The 16,744-nt window shown below is 74.5% G+C and carries 14 protein-coding genes; 10 read left to right on the top strand and 4 right to left on the bottom strand.

The annotated features are described in order from the left end of the window. Window positions 1–153: 153 nt before the first annotated feature. Complete coding sequence (gene ligD / locus ACH5A8_RS05760; protein ID WP_398998369.1) at window positions 154–1,176, bottom strand: non-homologous end-joining DNA ligase; 1,023 nt, start codon at window positions 1,174–1,176, stop codon at window positions 154–156. 100 nt (window positions 1,177–1,276) lie between these two features. On the opposite strand from ligD, the gene ACH5A8_RS05765 reads away from it, so the two are divergent. Next, entirely contained in the window at window positions 1,277–2,380 is a 1,104-nt protein-coding gene (locus tag ACH5A8_RS05765; RefSeq protein ID WP_398998371.1) for an ATP-dependent DNA ligase, read from the top strand. On the opposite strand, the gene ACH5A8_RS05770 is transcribed toward ACH5A8_RS05765, so the two are convergent. Further along, on the bottom strand, window positions 2,358–3,548 hold the full coding sequence (locus ACH5A8_RS05770; protein ID WP_398998373.1) for a zinc-dependent alcohol dehydrogenase: 1,191 nt from the start codon (window positions 3,546–3,548) through the stop codon (window positions 2,358–2,360). The genes ACH5A8_RS05765 and ACH5A8_RS05770 overlap by 23 nt on opposite strands. 217 nt (window positions 3,549–3,765) lie before the next feature. On the opposite strand from ACH5A8_RS05770, the gene ACH5A8_RS05775 reads away from it, so the two are divergent. Then, window positions 3,766–4,770: a DUF3048 domain-containing protein gene (locus tag ACH5A8_RS05775; RefSeq protein ID WP_398998375.1), complete on the top strand. Its 1,005-nt coding sequence runs from the start codon at window positions 3,766–3,768 to the stop codon at window positions 4,768–4,770. A 39-nt stretch (window positions 4,771–4,809) separates the two neighbouring features. On the opposite strand, the gene ACH5A8_RS05780 is transcribed toward ACH5A8_RS05775, so the two are convergent. Further along, window positions 4,810–5,268, bottom strand: coding sequence for a MarR family winged helix-turn-helix transcriptional regulator (locus ACH5A8_RS05780; protein WP_398998377.1), 459 nt, complete (start codon window positions 5,266–5,268; stop codon window positions 4,810–4,812). A gap of 250 nt (window positions 5,269–5,518) precedes the next feature. On the opposite strand from ACH5A8_RS05780, the gene ACH5A8_RS05785 reads away from it, so the two are divergent. From ACH5A8_RS05785 to pcaD, 7 genes are read left to right on the top strand one after another with little or no spacing between them, the layout of a single operon-like run. After that, complete coding sequence (locus ACH5A8_RS05785) at window positions 5,519–6,301, top strand: CoA transferase subunit A (RefSeq protein ID WP_398998379.1); 783 nt, start codon at window positions 5,519–5,521, stop codon at window positions 6,299–6,301. Continuing rightward, window positions 6,301–6,957: a CoA transferase subunit B gene (locus ACH5A8_RS05790; protein ID WP_398998381.1), complete on the top strand. Its 657-nt coding sequence runs from the start codon at window positions 6,301–6,303 to the stop codon at window positions 6,955–6,957. The genes ACH5A8_RS05785 and ACH5A8_RS05790 overlap by 1 nt, the downstream gene beginning before the upstream one ends. Beyond that, on the top strand, window positions 6,954–8,156 hold the full coding sequence (locus ACH5A8_RS05795; protein WP_398998383.1) for a thiolase family protein: 1,203 nt from the start codon (window positions 6,954–6,956) through the stop codon (window positions 8,154–8,156). Before ACH5A8_RS05790 ends, ACH5A8_RS05795 begins: the two co-directional genes overlap by 4 nt. Window positions 8,157–8,175: 19 nt before the next feature. Next, on the top strand, window positions 8,176–8,949 hold the full coding sequence (gene pcaH / locus ACH5A8_RS05800) for a protocatechuate 3,4-dioxygenase subunit beta (protein ID WP_398998385.1): 774 nt from the start codon (window positions 8,176–8,178) through the stop codon (window positions 8,947–8,949). A gap of 6 nt (window positions 8,950–8,955) precedes the next feature. Next, window positions 8,956–9,561: a protocatechuate 3,4-dioxygenase subunit alpha gene (gene pcaG / locus ACH5A8_RS05805; protein ID WP_398998387.1), complete on the top strand. Its 606-nt coding sequence runs from the start codon at window positions 8,956–8,958 to the stop codon at window positions 9,559–9,561. Continuing rightward, on the top strand, window positions 9,558–10,934 hold the full coding sequence (pcaB, locus tag ACH5A8_RS05810) for a 3-carboxy-cis,cis-muconate cycloisomerase (protein ID WP_398998389.1): 1,377 nt from the start codon (window positions 9,558–9,560) through the stop codon (window positions 10,932–10,934). Before pcaG ends, pcaB begins: the two co-directional genes overlap by 4 nt. Further along, window positions 10,931–12,064, top strand: coding sequence for a 3-oxoadipate enol-lactonase (gene pcaD, locus ACH5A8_RS05815; protein ID WP_398998391.1), 1,134 nt, complete (start codon window positions 10,931–10,933; stop codon window positions 12,062–12,064). The genes pcaB and pcaD overlap by 4 nt, the downstream gene beginning before the upstream one ends. Before the next feature lie 139 nt (window positions 12,065–12,203). Here the strand turns inward: pcaD and ACH5A8_RS05820 are convergent, their stop codons facing one another. Further along, window positions 12,204–14,882 (bottom strand): ATP-binding protein, encoded by a 2,679-nt coding sequence (locus ACH5A8_RS05820; protein ID WP_398998393.1) that lies wholly within the window; start codon window positions 14,880–14,882, stop codon window positions 12,204–12,206. 598 nt (window positions 14,883–15,480) lie between these two features. Between ACH5A8_RS05820 and ACH5A8_RS05825 the strand changes: the two genes are divergently transcribed. Continuing rightward, the gene (locus tag ACH5A8_RS05825; protein ID WP_398998395.1) at window positions 15,481–16,590 is read left to right on the top strand and encodes a DUF2510 domain-containing protein; all 1,110 of its coding nucleotides are present in this window, start codon (window positions 15,481–15,483) and stop codon (window positions 16,588–16,590) included. Window positions 16,591–16,744: the final 154 nt, after the last annotated feature.

Raw genomic sequence — 16,744 nt, forward strand, 5'->3', positions numbered from 1 at the left:
CCGGTGCGTGCTCTCGCCGTGCCGGCCGGAAGCCCTCGTACTGGACGTACTCGGGCTTTCGGCCGGTGCGGCGAGTGGGGGTCCCCCCTGCTCGAAGAGCTTGGGGGAGGCGTGCCGGGCGTCGCGACGGGGCGAACGTCGCCTGTTGCGGCACTAGGACCCGGGGGCCGCGTGCCGGGCGCGGCTGGGCTGCACCCGCTTGGGCTCGCCCGGCATCTTCGGGTACTCGGGCGGGTAGGGCAGGTCGCCGAGGCCGTGGTCGCGTTCGTCGCGTGCGGCCAGTTCCAGCAGCGCGTCCAGCGAGAAGGCGTGGTCGTCCATGTCGGCGTGCACGTCGCCCGCCTCGGCGAAGCGGGCGGGCATGGTGACGATGTCGAAGTCCTCCGGGTGCGCGACGCCCACCTCGTCCCAGCGCAGGGGCGCCGAGACGGGCGCGCCGGGGCGGGGGCGCACGGAGTAGGCGGAGGCGATGGTGCGGTCCCGGGCGGTCTGGTTGTAGTCCACGAAGATCCGGGCGCCCCGCTCCTCCTTCCACCACTTGGTCGTCACCTGCTCGGGCATCCGCCGCTCCAGCTCCCTGCCCACCGCGATGGCGGCCCGCCGCACCTGAGTGAAGGTCCAGCGCGGCTCGATGGGCACGAAGACGTGCAGTCCGCGCCCGCCGGAGGTCTTGGGCCAGCCGCGCAGCCCGCCGAACTCTTCCAGCACGGCGCGCAGTTCCCCGGCGGCGCGGACCGCGTCGTCGTAGTCGGTGCCGGGCTGCGGGTCGAGGTCGACGCGCAGTTCGTCGGGGTGGTCGACGTCGTCGCGGCGGACCGGCCAGGGGTGGAAGGTGAGCGTGCCGTACTGGGCGGCCCACACCACGGCGGCCTGTTCGGTGGGGCACATCTCGTCGGCGCTGCGCCCGCTGGGGAAGGTGATGTGGGCGGTCGGGATCCAGTCGGGCATGCCCTTGGGCGCGCGCTTCTGGAAGAACCACTCGCCGGTGACGCCGTCCGGGTAGCGCTCCAGGGTGGTGGGGCGGTCGCGCAGCGCGCGCAGGATGCCGGGGGCGACCGCCTGGTAGTAGCGGGCCACGTCCAGCTTGGTGTAGCCGCGCTCCGGGAAGAACACCTTGTCCGGGCTGGACAGCCGTACGGTCCGGCCGGCCACGTCCAGTTCCACCGCTTCGCCCATGCGAGCCACGGTAGGCGCGGCGGCAGCGCCCCGCACACCGGGCGGAGCCGGTGCGCGGGCGGGCGCGCGGGAACGATCGAGGGCGCGCACAATCGCTTGCATGGATCTGCCCGTGATGCCGCCCGTCAAGCCGATGCTCGCCAAGTCGGTGGCGCGCATCCCGCCGGACATGCAGTACGAGGCGAAGTGGGACGGGTTCCGGGCGATCGTGTTCCGCGACGGCGCCGAGGTCGAGCTGGGCAGCCGTACCGGAAAGCCGCTGACCAGGTACTTCCCCGAGCTGGTGGCGGCGCTGAAGGAGCGGTTGCCCCAGCGGTGCGTCCTGGACGGGGAGATCGTGATCGCCCGGGAGGGACGGCTGGACTTCGACGCGCTGACCGAGCGGATCCACCCGGCCGACTCCCGGGTGCGGATGCTGGCCGAGCGGACCCCGTCCTCCTTCGTGGCCTTCGACCTGCTCGCGCTGGACGGGGAGTCGCTGCTGGAGGCGCCGCTGTCGGACCGGCGGGCGCTGCTGGTCCGGGCGCTGGAGGGGGTCACGGCCCCGGTCCATGTGGCGCCCGCGACGACCGACGTCGAGGTGGCGCGGCGCTGGTTCGAGCAGTACGAGGGCGCGGGCCTGGACGGGGTGATCGCCAAGCCGCCGGGGCTGCGCTACCTCCAGGACGAGCGCGCCATGTTCAAGATCAAGCACGAGCGCACGGCGGACGTCGTCGTGGCCGGCTACCGTCACCACAAGAGCGGCCCCGTCGTGGGCTCGCTGCTGCTCGGGCTCTACGACGACGAGGGCCGGCTCCAGCACGTCGGCGTTTCGGCGGCGTTCCCGATGAAGCGGCGGGCCGAGCTGATCGAGGAGCTGGCGCCGCTGCGCATGGACGACACGGCCGGCCACCCGTGGGCCGCCTGGTCCGAGGAGGCGGCCCACGAGTCGGCCCGGCTGCCGGGTGCGCCCAGCCGCTGGTCGGGCAAGAAGGACCTGTCGTGGGTGCCGGTGAGACCCGAGCGGGTCGCCGAGGTGGCGTACGACCACATGGAGAACGGGGCGCGGTTCCGGCACACGGCGCGCTTCCGCCGCTGGCGCCCGGACCGCACCCCGCACAGCTGCACCTACGCCCAGCTGGAGGAGCCCGTCCGCTACGACCTCGCCGAGATCCTCGGCCGGCCGCCCGAGGGCCCGGACGTCACGGCGTCATCAGCACCTTGACCGCGCCGTCCTGCTTGCGCTGGAACATGTCGTACGCGTGCGGCGCGTCCGAGAGCGGCACCCGGTGGGTGGCGAAGTCGTCGACGCCGAGGATGTCCTCGTCCGCCAGGTAGGGCAGGATGTCGTCGGTCCAGCGGCGCACGTTGGCCTGGCCCATCCGGATCTGGAGCTGCTTGTCGAACATGGTGAGCATGGGCAGCGGGTCCGCCGAGCCGCCGTACACGCCGGAGAGCGAGATGGTCCCGCCCCGGCGCACCAGTTCGATGGCGGTGTAGAGGGCGGCGAGCCGGTCCACGCTGAAGCGCTCGGCGAGCGGTCCGCTCAGGGCGCGGGGCATCACGGCGGCGGCCTGCTGCACCATGCGGGCGACCGCGCTGCCGTGCGCCTCGGTGCCGACCGCGTCGATGACGGCGTCGGGGCCGCGCCCGTTGGTCTCGTCGCGGATGGCGGCGACCAGTTCCTTCTCGCTGTCGAAGTCGCGCAGGTCGTACGTCTTCACGCCGCGCCGGCGCGCCCGCTCCAGCCGCTCGGGGACCAGATCCACGCCGAACACCTGCTCGGCGCCGCGCACCCGGGCGATCCGGCAGGCCATGTCTCCGATGGGACCGAGGCCCAGGACGGCGACGCTCCCGCCGGGCGGGACGTCGGCGTAGGCGACCGCCTGCCAGGCGGTGGGCAGCACGTCGGAGAGGTAGACGAACCGGTCGTCGGCCGGGCCCACGGGGACCTTGATCGGCCCGTAGTGGGCCTGCGGGACGCGCAGGTACTCGGCCTGAGCGCCGGGAACGGCGCCGTAGAGCCGGGTGTAGCCGAACAGGGGCGCGCCCATGCCCTCGCTGGTGACCTGGGTGGTCTCGCACTGGGTCTGCAGGCCCGAGGAGCACATGAAGCAGTGGCCGCAGGAGATCTGGAACGGGACGACGACCCGGTCGCCGCGCTTGAGGTTGGGCACCTCCGGGCCGACCTCCTCGACGATGCCCATCGGCTCGTGGCCCAGGATGTCGCCGGGTGTCATGAACGGGGTGAGGACTTCGTACAGGTGCAGATCGGAGCCGCACAGGCCGCTGGAGGTGATCCGGATGACGGCGTCCGTCGGCTCCTCGATCCTGGGATCGGGGACGTCCTCCACCCGGACGTCGCGCTTGCCCTGCCAGGTCACTGCCTTCATCGTGTCGCGCCCTTTCGTCGCGGTCCGTCACCTTCGCGGACGGCCGGGTACCCGGCCCCGTACGGGCGAACCGCCGGGGGCCGACCGGCCCAGTGCGGGAGGCGCGGCCGGAGTCGAGCGGGTAGGGCCACCGATGAACGGATGAGCACATGACCGGCGGGCCGGGGCGCGAGGACGGACGCGCGGCGGCCGGGCCAGGACGGCGGGCAGCGTGGGCATGGGACGAAGAGCGCGCGGACGGCGGGCCCCGGTGGGTGCGGCGCTGCTGGCCGCCCTGGCGGCGACGGCCGCCTGTGTGGCGGCGGGCTGCACGGCGCCGCACGGCGGGGGTCAGGACGGACGGGGCGGACACGCCGACCGGCCGGGTCGGGAGTCCGGGCAGCCGCGGACGCCGCGTTCCGGGCACACGGGTCCGCTGCTCGCCGTCAAGATCGACAATGTGGCGCCGGCCCGCCCCCAGACGGGCCTGGCCGCCGCCGACGTGGTCTACGCCGAACAGGTCGAGGGCGGTCTGAGTCGGCTGCTGGCCGTCTACGCCACGAAGCTGCCGCCGGTCGTCGGTCCGGTGCGCAGCGCGCGCGAGTCCGACCTGGAGCTGCTGCGCCAGTTCGGCCGTCCCACGCTCGCCTTCTCCGGCGCGCAGGCCAGGCTGCTGCCGCTGATCGACGCGGCCCCGCTGACCGCGAGGACGCCGGACGACGAGCCCGACGCCTACTTCCGCGCCGCCGGCCGGGCGGCTCCGCACAACCTCTTCGTACGGCCCAACCGGCTGCTCGCCGCCGCGCCGGGAGCGGACGCGCTGCCCGCCGGCTTCCGCTACGGCCCGGCCCCCGCGGGCGGCCGTCCGGTGGCCTCGCGCACCGTCCGCTACCCGGCGGCCCGGTTCACCTTCACCTGGTCCGCGCCGCGCCGCGGCTGGCAGGTCGCGATGGACGGCGCGGCGGCCACCACGACCGACAGCGGGCGGCCCGCGCCGGGGACGGTCGTGGTGCAGCACGTGAGGGTGCGCAGGTCGAGCCTGCACGACAGGCTCGGCAACTACACGCCGTACACCCGCACCGTGGGGTCGGGGACGGCGCAGGTGCTGCGCGACGGCCGGGTGTACGAGGCCGTCTGGAAGCGTCCGCGCGCCTCGGACGGCACCGATTTCACGACGGCCGACGGCGCCCCCGTGAACTTCGCGGCGGGGCAGGTGTGGGTGGTCTTCGTCCCGGACCGGTGACCGGCGCCGCACGCGGGCGGCCCGCGGCCCGCGCCGGCTTCAGGCCCGCGGCGGTTCGGCCGGGTTGCGCAGGCCCTCGGCCGCGTCGGCCACCCGCCGGATGAGGTCGAAGAACTGGGTCTGCTCCGCCGCGCTGAGCGGGCCGAGGAAGACCTGGTTCATCCTGGCCGTGCGCACGGCGAGCTTCCGGTGGGTCCGCACCCCGTCCTCGGTCAGCCGCAGCAGGAAGCGGCGGCCGTCCCGCGGGTCGCGGACCTTGTCGAGCAGCCCGCGGCGGCCGAGCCTGCTGATCACCTCGGCGATGGTGGACCGGTCCAGGCCGACCCGCTCCCCCACCGTGCGCTGGTCGAGCCCCGGCTCGGCGACGAGGGTGTTCAGGACGGCGAACTGCGGCGAGGTGATCTCCTCGGAGACCATCGCGTTCCACAGCAGGTAGTGGGCCTGCTGCAGCCGCCGGGCCAGGTGCCCGGGGTGGGTGGTGAGGTCCACCGCGGCCATGTGCGCTCCTCGCGAGAGTTTGTCGCTGCCCCACAGGAATCCGTAGGTGTACTGAACGATACAGCGCGTGGCCGCACCGCGGATCAGCCCTCTCCGGTGACTGAAAGGCCATTTCATGGGGCTCTTGACGGTTCCCGTACCGAGTGGCAGCGTGTGGGCGTCCTCGCGGAAATAATCAGTGCGCTGACTATCTAGGCGCTGAGGCCTTCGTGCCGCGGGGTGTCGCTCGGTAGAGATGGGGCTTGTTTCGATGGACAAGGTGGTCGCCACGGCCGTGGAGGCGGTGGCGGACGTGCCGGACGGCGCGTCGTTGGCGGTGGGCGGTTTCGGGCTGAGCGGCGTACCCAACGTGCTGATCCAGGCGCTGCACGAGCGCGGGGCCGGCGGACTGTCGGTCGTCTCCAACAACTGCGGCGCGATGGAGTCCGGGCTCGCCGTGCTGCTGGCGGCCGGGCGGATCGCCCGGGTGACCGGCTCGTACATCGGGGCGAACAAGGAGTTCGCCCGCCAGTACCTGTCCGGGGAGCTGGAGGTGGAGCTGATCCCGCAGGGCACGCTGGCCGAGCGGTTGCGGGCCGGCGGCGCGGGGATCCCCGCCTTCTACACGCCCGCCGGGGTCGGCACCCAGGTCGCCGACGGCGGGCTGCCCTGGCGCTACGACGGCTCCGGCGGCGTCGCGCTGGCCTCGCCGCCCAAGGAGGTCCGCGAGTTCGACGGCGTCGAGTACGTGCTGGAGCGCGGCATCCGCACCGACTTCGCGCTGGTGCGCGCCGCGAAGGGCGACCGGCACGGCAACCTCGTCTTCAACAGGTCCACCCGCAACTTCAACCCGCTCGCGGCGATGGCCGGCAAGGTCACGATCGCGGAGGTGGAGGAGCTGGTCGAGCCCGGCGAGCTGGACCCGGACGCGGTGCACCTGCCGGGGATCTTCGTGCAGCGCGTGCTGGCGCTGACCCCGCGGCAGGCGGCCGACAAGCAGATCGAGAAGCGGACGGTCTCCACGCCCGCCGAGCAGGGGACGGTGAGCCGCTGATGGCCTGGACGCGCCAGGAGATGGCCGCCCGCGCGGCGCGCGAGCTGCGCGACGGCCAGTACGTCAACCTCGGTATCGGACTGCCGACCCTGATCCCGAACCACCTGCCCCCCGGCGTCGAGGTGGTCCTGGAGTCGGAGAACGGCATCCTGGGCACCGGCCCCTACCCCGCCGAGGACCGGGTCGACCCGGACCTGATCAACGCCGGCAAGGAGACCGTCACGGTCCTGCCGGGGGCGTCCTTCTTCGACTCGGCGCTCTCGTTCGCGATGATCCGCGGCGGCCACATCGACGTCGCCGTGCTCGGCGCCATGCAGGTGTCGGCCGGCGGTGACCTCGCGAACTGGGCGGTGCCCGGGAAGATGGTCACCGGGATCGGCGGGGCGATGGACCTGGTGCACGGCGCCCGCACGGTCATCGTGGTGATGACCCACACCGCCAAGGACGGCTCGCCGAAGATCCTCGAGGAGTGCGCGCTGCCGCTGACCGGCAGGGCGTGCGTGGACCGGATCATCACCGACCTCGGCGTCCTCGACGTCACCGACGACGGACTCGTCCTCGTCGAGACCGCGCCCGGCGTCACCGCGGACGAGATCGCCGCCAGGACCGATGCCCGGCTCACCGTCGCGCAGGACCTGTCGGGAGGGACGCCGTGAGGACCGTCTACCTGGTCGACGCGGTGCGCACCCCGATCGGCCGCTACAACGGCGCCCTGGCGGGCGTGCGCCCGGACGACCTGGCCGCCCACGCCGTCCGCGAACTGCTCGCCCGGACACCCGGCCTGGACCCGGCCCGGATCGAGGACGTGTACTTCGGCAACGCCAACGGCGCCGGCGAGGAGAACCGCAATGTCGGCCGGATGGCCGCCCTGCTGGCCGGGCTGCCCACCAGCGTGCCCGGCGTCACCGTCAACCGGCTGTGCGCCTCGGGGCTGGAGGCGGTCGTCCAGGCCGCCCGCGCCATCGCCGTCGGCGACGCCTCGATCGCGGTGGCCGGCGGTGTGGAGTCCATGACCCGCGCCCCGTACGTGCTGCCCAAGTCGGAGCGGCCGTTCCCGGCCGGGCACGCCGAGCTCTACTCGACCACCCTCGGCTGGCGCATGGTCAACCCGCGGATGGAGCCGCGCTGGACCGTCCCGCTGGGCGAGTCCGCCGAACTCGTCGCGGACAAGCACGGGATCACCCGCGAGCAGCAGGACGAGTTCGCGCTCGCCTCCCACCACAAGGCCGCCAAGGCGCAGGCCGACGGCCTCTTCGACGCGGAGCTGGCCCCCGTGCCCGTCCCGCGGCGCAAGGGCGACCCGGTCCTCTTCGCCGCCGACGAGTCCGTGCGTCCCGACTCCTCCCTCGCGGCGATGGCGAAGCTGAAGCCGTCGTTCCGTACCGAGGGGGGCACGGTCACGGCGGGCAACGCCTCCCCGCTCAACGACGGCGCCGCCGCCCTCCTGCTCACCGACGAGGAGGGCCTCAGGGCCACCGGCCGCGAACCCCTCGCCCGGATCTCGGCGACCGGAGTCTCCGCGACCGACCCGCACTACTTCGGTCTCGCCCCCGTCGAAGCGGTCGAGCGGGCCCTCGCCAAGGCCGGGAAGGGCTTCGCCGACCTCGACGTCCTCGAACTCAACGAGGCGTTCGCCGCGCAGGTGCTCGGCTGCCTCGCCGAGTGGCCCGAGTTCGACCCGGCGGTCCTCAACCCTCAGGGCGGCGCCATCGCCCTCGGCCATCCGCTCGGCGCCTCCGGCGCCCGCCTCGCCGGCACCGTCGCCCACCAGCTCGCCCGCAAGGGCGGCGGGACCGGCGTCGCGACCCTCTGCATCGGCGTCGGCCAGGGCCTCGCCCTCGTCCTCGAACGCTAAGGAAACGTCAGGTATCCCCATGGCTCTCACCCAGCACGACATCGACCAGGAGATCGCGGCCGAGCACGCCGCCTACGAGAAGCGCCGCGCCGACGGCGCGCCCGTCGAGCACCACCCGCGCCGCGACTACGCGCCGTATCGCTCCTCCGTCCTGCGCCACCCCAAGCAGCCGCTGGTCGCCATCGACACCGCGAAGGACCCGGAGCTGGTCGAGCTGTCCTCGCCCGCGTTCGGCGAGCGGGACATCACCGGGATCGACAACGACCTCACCCGCCAGCACACCGGGGAGCCGGTCGGTGAGCGCATCACGGTCTCCGGGCGGCTGCTGGACCGCGCCGGGCGCCCGGTGCGCGGCCAGCTCGTCGAGATCTGGCAGGCCAACTCCGCCGGCCGCTACGCCCACCAGCGGGAGCAGCACGACGCCCCGCTCGACCCCAACTTCACCGGCTTCGGCCGGACCCTGACCGACGGCGACGGCTTCTACCGGTTCACCACCGTCCAGCCCGGCCCCTACCCGTGGCGCAACCACGTCAACGCCTGGCGGCCCGCGCACATCCACTTCTCGGTCTTCGGCTCGGCGTTCACCCAGCGGCTCGTGACGCAGATGTACTTCCCGAACGACCCGCTCTTCCCCTACGACCCGATCCTGCAGTCCGTGACGGACGACGCCGCCCGGCAGCGGCTGGTCGCCACCTACGACCACAGCCTGTCGGCGCCCGAGTTCTCGCTCGGCTACCACTGGGACATCGTGCTGGACGGCCCCGCCGCCACCTGGATCGAAGAAGGACGCTGACCTGCCATGACGAAGATCGACACAAGCGCTCCGGAGGGCGCGCCGCCCACCCCGTCGCACACCGTGGGTCCCTTCTACGGGTACGCGCTCCCCTTCCGCGGCGGCGAGGACGTCGCACCGCTCGGGCACCCCGACACGGTCACCGTGCACGGGTACGTGTACGACGGCGAGGGCCGGCCGCTGCCGGACGCGCTGGTGGAGGTGTGGGGACCGGACCCGGACGGCGCCCTGCCGGCCGTGGACGGCTCGATGCGGCGCGACCCGGCCTCCGGCGGCTTCCTCGGCCGCAACGGCGTGGAGTTCACCGGCTTCGGACGCATCCAGACCGACGCCGACGGGCACTGGTACGTGCGCACGCTGCGGCCCGGCGCACGCGGGCGCAACGCTCCCTACCTCAGTGTGTGCGTGTTCGCGCGCGGGCTGCTCGTGCACCTGTTCACCCGGATCTACCTGCCGGGCGACGAGGCGGCGCACGCCGCTGACCCGCTGCTCGCCCGGCTGGACGAGGAACGGCGCGGCACGTTGATCGCCACGCCGGAGGCCGGCGGGGCATACCGTTTCGACATCCGCCTTCAGGGCGAGGGCGAGACGGTCTTCCTGGAGTTCCGGTGACACCACCCACCCCCGCCCCCACCCCGTCGGCCGGCGGGACCAGCGCCGAGCCCGAGTCCGACGTCGGTCTGCTCGGGCCCGGCTGGGTCGCGTCCCCCGCCGCGTCCGCCACGAGCGACACCGCCTGGTTGCGGGCGCTCCTCGACGCGGAAGCCGCCCTCACCCGCGCCCAGGCCACGCTGGGCCTCGCTCCGGACGGGGCGGCCGAGGCGGTCACCCGGGCGGCCCGGCAGGGCCGCTTCGACGTGCGCGCGCTCGCCGAACGCGCCCGCGCCGGCGGCAATCCGGTCATCCCCCTGGTGGCCGAGCTGACCCGGGCGGTCGGCGAGGAGCACGGCCCCTATGTCCACCGCGGCGCGACCAGCCAGGACATCATGGACACCGCGACGATGCTCGTCGCCGTGCGCGCCCTGGACCTGATCCGCGCCGATCTGTCCCGCACCGCCGCCGCGCTGGCCCGGCTGGCCGCCGAGCACCGCGACACGGTGATGCCCGGACGGACCCTGACCCAGCACGCCGTGCCGACGACGTTCGGCCTCAAGGCCGCCGGGTGGCGGTCGCTGGTGCTGGACGCCCACGACCGGACCGGCCGGGTACGCGACTCCCTTCCCGCGCAGCTCGGGGGCGCGGCGGGGACGTTGGCGGCCTTCTCGGCGTACGGCGCCGAGGACGCGACCGCGCTGCCCGCCGCGTACGCCCGCGAACTCGGGCTGCGCGAACCGCTGTTGCCCTGGCACAGCCTGCGCACGCCGGTCGCCGACCTCGCCGGGTGCCTCGCCTTCACGGCCGGGGCGCTGGGCCGGACGGCGGCGGACGTACTGGTGCTGTGCCGCACCGAGATCGCCGAGCTGGCCGAGGGCAGCGGCGGCGGCTCCTCGGCCATGCCGCACAAGGCCAACCCGGTACGGTCCACCCTGATCGCGGCCGCGGCCCGGCGCGCCCCGCAGCTCGCGGCCACCCTGTACGGATCGCTCATGGCGGAGGACGAGCGCCCGGCGGGCGCCTGGCACGCCGAGTGGGAGCCGCTGCGCGAACTGCTGCGCCTGGTCGGCGGCGCGGCGCGGGACGCCGTCGAGCTCACCGAGGGACTGCGGGTGGACACCGACGCGATGCGTGCCCACCTCGACCTCACCCACGGGCTGATCGTCTCCGAACGGCTTTCGGCCGAGCTGTCCGGCCGGCTCGGTCGCGCCCGCGCCAAGGAACTGCTCACCGAACTCGCCCGCCGCTCCTACGCCGAAGGCCGCAGCCTGGGCGAACTCCTCTCCGAGCAGGAGGAGTTGAAGGGTGTGGACCTGAGCGAGCCCACCGATCCCACCCGTTACACCGGCTCCGCCGGAACCCTCACCGACCGTGCTCTGGAGCGACGTTGACCCTGCACCACCTCCTCGAAGGACCCGCCTCCGCTCCCCCGCTGCTGCTCGGGCCGTCCCTCGGCACGTCGTACGCGCTGTGGGACGGGGTCGCGCCCGAACTGGCCGTCTCGCACCGGGTGGTCCGCTGGGACCTGCCCGGGCACGGCGGATCGGCGGCCGGGCGGATCGGTCCCGGCACGACCGTCGGCGACCTCGCCGCCCTGGTCCTGGAGCTCGCGGACTCGCTCGGCATCGAGCGGTTCGCCTACGCCGGGGTGTCCCTGGGCGGTGCGGTGGGGCTGCACCTCGCCGTGCACCACCCCGAGCGCGTGGCGTCGCTGGCCGCGCTCTGCTCCTCGGCCCGCTTCGGCGACCCGGAGCCGTGGCGGGAGCGGGCCGAGCGGGTACGGCGCGAGGGGCTGGACTGGCTGGTCGAGAGCGCGGGCGCGCGCTGGTTCGCCGGTGACTTCACCGTGCCCCGACTGGTCCGCGACCACCGGGAGGCCGACCCGGAGGCGTACGCCGCCTGCTGCGACGCGCTGGCCGCCTTCGACCTGACCGACCGGCTGCCCGAGATCGTGGCGCCCACGCTGCTGGTCGCGGGCCGCGAGGACCCGGCCACTCCCCCGGCGCACCTGCGGCGCATCGCGGACGCGGTGCCGGGCGCGGCGCTCGTGGAGATCCCGGGCGCCTCGCACCTGGCGCCGGCGCAGTGCCCGGAGGCCGTGCTGGCCGCGCTGCGCGCCCACCTCTCAGGTGCGCCGCGGCGGGGCATGGAGGTGCGGCGCGAGGTGCTGGGCGACGCGCACGTCGACCGGGCGCAGGCCCGGCAGACCGCGTTCACGGCCCGGTTCCAGGACTTCATTTCCCGCTACGCGTGGGGCGAGATCTGGACCGACCCGACGCTCACCCGGCGCGAGCGCAGCATGATCACGGTGACGGCGCTGGTGGCGCACGGCCACTACGACGAGCTGGCCATGCACGTCCGGGCGGCACGGCGCAACGGGCTCACCCCAGACGAGATCGGCGCGGTGCTGCTGCAGAGCGCCGTGTATTGCGGGGTGCCGGCGGCGAACTCGGCGTTCGCGGTGGCCCAGCGGGTGTTGGCGGAGGAGACCGGGGAGGCCGGGAAGTCGGCCGAAGGGTGACTCACGGGCCGCCGGCACACGGGACGGGCCCCGCTGCGCGCGGAGCGGGGCCCGTCCCGTGTGCCGGCGCGGCACGTCGCTCGCATGGCCGGTCCCGGTCATCGGCCGGGGCTGTCGCTCGCGGGGGCGGACGGGGTGTTCAGGTCAGGCCATGGGCCGCTTGCAGGGCTTCACGGGCCTGGGCCGCCAGGCCGTCCGCGCCGCAGGAGACGGCCAGGGCCAGGCCCCGTTCGAGTTCGGCGGCCGAGCGGGAGGCGATGCCGTGCTCGACGCGGGCGGCGGCGTGTTCGTACTGGCACGGGGACGCCTCCAGGTAGGCGACCGCCTGGGCGGCGAGGCGCACCGCGCGCTGGCCGGTCTCCAGGGCCGCGGCGCACCGCAGCGCCTCGCCTATCGCGGTGTCGGTGCCGAACCGCTCGGCCTGGCGGCGGACGTCGGCGGCGAGCCGGGCGGCCCGGGCCGGGTCCTCCACGGCGAGGGCGCGGGCCAGGTCCGCGGCCCAGGGCACCATGACCGGGTTGTGGTGGCCGCGGACGGCCGCGGCCTTCTCGGCGGCCTCCAGCTCGTTGACGCCCTCCTTGGTGCGGCCGGCGGCGAGCAGCAGCCTGCCGCGCACGCTGCGCGGGTCGGGGATCACGATGGTGGCCGGGTAGGGCGGGGCGAACTCGTACCGCTCGGCGATCGCCCAGGCCTCCTCCACGTGGCCCCGGGCGAGCAGCGTGTCGACGAGGTTGCAGGTCGCCGTCCAGTACAGGGGCAGTCCGCGGCCGACCCGTTCGGCGATCCGCAGCGACTCGCGCAGGGATTGCTCCGCCTCTCTGAGCCGGCCGCGTCTGCGGTGGCCGAGGCCGACGTAGGCGTGCGCGAGGGCGAGGTGGCCGCCGCTCCAGCCCGCGGTCTCGTAGGCGCGCAGGCCCTCGTTGTAGAACGCCTCGGCGCGGTCCAGGCGGTCGCTGTAGGCGTAGGCGCCGGCGAGCATCAGGAGCAGTTCGATGCCCCACTCGGTGTCGGTCCAGCCGAAGCCGGGGGCGAGGCGGCCGTTGACGAGGGCGCGGTCGCACAGCTCGACGACCTCCTCGGCGTTCTCGCCGCGGGCCATGGCGTCGAAGCCGCGCAGGATCAGCAGCGCCCGCTCGGAGTTGTCGCGTCCGGTGCAGCCGGCGGCGAGTTCGGCGAGCCGCTCGGAGCGGTCCGGTGAGATGGTCTCGCCGGTGTGCAGGCACTCCCACATGTGCTGCACGGCGTGCAGCCGCAGCCGGGTGGGGCCCGGTTCGTGACGGGCGGCCTCGGCCTCGACGGTGCGGACGGCCTCCTCCAGCTGGTTGTTGTGGAGCAGGGCCTGGGAGAGCCGGCAGACGGCGTCGACCCGCGCCCGGCCGTCCAGTCCGGGCATGCTCAGGGCCGACCGGAGGTGCTCGATGGTGGTGGCGGGCGCGGTCAGGAGCGTGGCGCAGCCCAGTTCGTAGAGCACCCGTGGGTGGACCTCGGGGGTGGGCGGTTCCCGCAGGGCCCGCTCCAGGCAGCGGCGGGCCGCTTCGGGGGCTCCGACGGCGAGGTGTTCGCGGGCGGCCTGGCGCAGCTGGTCGACGAGTTCCTCGTCGTCGTCCGGGTGGACCTCCAGCAGGTGCCGGGAGGCGGCCGCGGCGCCCCGCCCGGATTCGGTGACGACCTGGGCGGCGATGCCGTGCATGGCGGTGCGCAGCGCGTCCGGGATGGAGTTGTAGACGGCGGTGGCGATCAGCGGGTGCACGAACTCCAGGTCGCCGTCGCCGCCGCGCGGGCCCGCGGACTCCGGCTCGGTGAGGATGCGGGCGGTGCGCAGCAGTCCGGCGCAGCTCACCGCCTCCTCCCGGCTCATGGTGGCGAGTTGGGCGACCAGGTCGACGCTGATGCCGGTGCCGAGGATGGCGGCGGCCCAGGCGAACCGGGTGGCGTCGATGCCGAGTTCCTCCAGCCGGGCGACGAGGCCGCCGCCGCGGGCCGAGCGGTTCAGTTCGCGCAGTTCGCCGGCGCGGGCCTCGACCGGTTCCAGTTCGCCGTCGCGGACCTTGGCGAGGAGTTCCACGGCGTCGTAGGGGTTGCCGCCGGTGACCGCCCAGACCTCGCGGCAGAACGGGGCGTCGGCGTGCGTGCCGAGGGCGGTGCGGGTGAGTGCGGCGGTGGCGTCCGGGGACAGGGCGCGCAGGTCGTTGACGCCCGCCGCGGCGGCCATCCCTGCCAGCAGCCGGGCGCTCTCGCCGCTGACCTCGCCGGGCCTGCGGGTCACGACCAGCAGCACGGACAGCTCGTCGAGGCGTTCGGCGAACGCGGCGAGCCAGCGCAGGGACTCCTCGTCGGCCCAGTGGGCGTCGTCGATCAGCAGCACCAGCGGCCACTCGCGTCCGGCCAGCCGGCGCACGGCGTTGACCAGACCCTCGCAGACGTCCAGCGGGTCGGCCTGCCGGTCGCCGGGTTCCGCTATGCCGAGGGCCGGTCCGGCGATGCCGTACCAGTCGCCGAGGTATTCGCGTGCCTCCTCCGGCAGCATCGACAGCAGTGCGGGCTGCAGCAGTTGCCGCACCACGTTGAAGGGGACGGAGCGCAGGATCTCGCCGCCGCGCGCCCACCACACGGTGCAGCCGCGCTCCTCGGCCATGCGGCGGGTCGCGTTGAGCAGGGCGGTCTTGCCCAGTCCCGCGTCGCCCTGGAAGACCAGCAGGCCGCCCCTGGACGTGCGGTCGGCGCACAGGGTGTCCAGCGCGCCCACGACGGATGTGACTTCCTCGTCGCGTTCCCACAGGGAAGCCGAGGCGGCCGGGTCCGGCCGTGCCTCCGTCATTCCGCTACCTCCCCAAGTCGCCCGAACGCCGTACGAATCCCGAGCGTATCCCCCGAAGAGCCCAAGCGGAGGCCGGTCCGCGCACGTGTTGCCGTGACGGGTGACAGCCGGTACGGCCGGGCGACGCGGCAGGCCCGCGACCTGCGCGGAAAAAAGCGCCATGTCAACGAGCGCGGCTTGAACGGAATTTGACGCTGCGTAGGCCATCCCATGGTGAGGCCGCAGGGATCCGCGGCGGGCCGACGGCTCCTACGGCGGGACCGGGACAGGGGCCGGCTCCCTGCGGCGGGGCCGGGTTCGCCGCGCGCCGAGGGGCGACGCGACGACGAGATCGCCAACCGCGTCCAAGGAGTCAGGCCTTGCCGGTGGAGGGCATGGGTCTTCCACGCCGGGAGCGCGGCCCGCCCCGGGCCGGTCGTCCGCGTGCGGCGGCGACGCCCGCGCGGCGCGGCGACGTCCGGAATCGGGGCGGAAGTGTCCGGTTCGAGGAGGTGGGCGGCATCCGGATCGGGGCGGTGGCGTCCGGATCGGGCCGTGGGACCGCGTCGGGGCGGGGGCCTCTCATATCTCTTTCACGGACGCCTCATACGGTGGGGACATGACGCAGGTGACTCCTCCCGGGTGGTACCCCGACCCGGGGCAGACAAGTGACGGCCCCGCCACCGAGCGCTGGTGGGACGGTGGGGCATGGACGGACCGGACCCGCCCGGCCGGTTCGGCCGCCGCGTGGGGTCCGCCGGCGCAGCCGCCCGCCGTGGGCTCCCAGCCGACGTACCCGGGCGGTCCCGCCTCCCAGGCGCCCGCGGGCCACCCGGGGTATCCGGCGTACCCGGGGTATCCCGGACACCCGGCCCCGCCGGCGGCCGGCGGGCGCCGCGGGCTGCGCACGGGCATCGCCGTGGCGGTGGCCGCCGCGGTGCTGGCGAGCATCGGGGTCGGTGTGTACGTGCTGACCAAGGACGACGCCGGCAGCGACCGGGCCGCCTCCGGGCAGGGCCCGAACGGACAGGGCGGCGGCCGGAACGGCTCCGGCGGCCAGGGCGGGCCGTTCGGCGGCGGACCGGGTGGCAGCGGCGGCAGCGGCGGGTTCGGCGACTCGGGCGGAGCCGGCGGCTCCGGGGGTTCGGACGGCTCCGGCGGCTCGGGCGGCCAGTCGCCCGAGCCCGAGCAGTCCGAGCCGCCGAAGATCAAGAGCGGCTCGGTGGCCGACCCGGCCAGCGGCATCAGCCTGCCCATCCCGAGCGGCTGGTACGGCCAGCAGCTCGTGGGCGGCAGGGGCGCCGGGGTGAACTCCTCCGACACCTACAAGTGCCCCGGCGACACGTCGCTGAGCTGCAACAAGGGCGGCGCGTACTCGTCGCCGACAGCGTCGCCCGGCTCGGCGCAACAGGTGGCCGAGGCCGACATAGCGTCCAACGCCAAGCAGTCCTACGGCGACGCGTACGGGGGCATGACCTCGCACAAGGTGCTGGCCTCCAAGGCGGTCACCGTGGCCGGACAGAAGGGCTACCTGGTGCGTTGGAAGGCGGTCACCGACAAGGGTTCCGACGGCTACGTCGAGTCGCTGGCCTTCCCGTCCCCGGCCGACTCCCGGCTGATGGTCGTCGTCCGCTTCGGCGTGGACGTCGCGCAGGGCCAGTCGGTGATCGACGAGATAACCCGGGGCATCAAGGTGTCCTCGGGCGACGGGAGCGGTCAGAACGTGTGACCCTCCCTCCCCTCCCGGGGAATACGTCGGGCGGGGGGGGGGCGCCCGCCCCCCCCCCCGGCCCCCCCCCCGCCGCCGAGGGCGGCGCCCCCCACACCCACCGCGGGGCCCACATCTACTCCCGCCAAAGAAACATCGACACCCCCGCGGACGG

The sequence above is a fragment of the Streptomyces sp. NPDC018610 genome (assembly GCF_044391765.1).
In the GTDB taxonomy this organism is placed as follows: domain Bacteria; phylum Actinomycetota; class Actinomycetes; order Streptomycetales; family Streptomycetaceae; genus Streptomyces.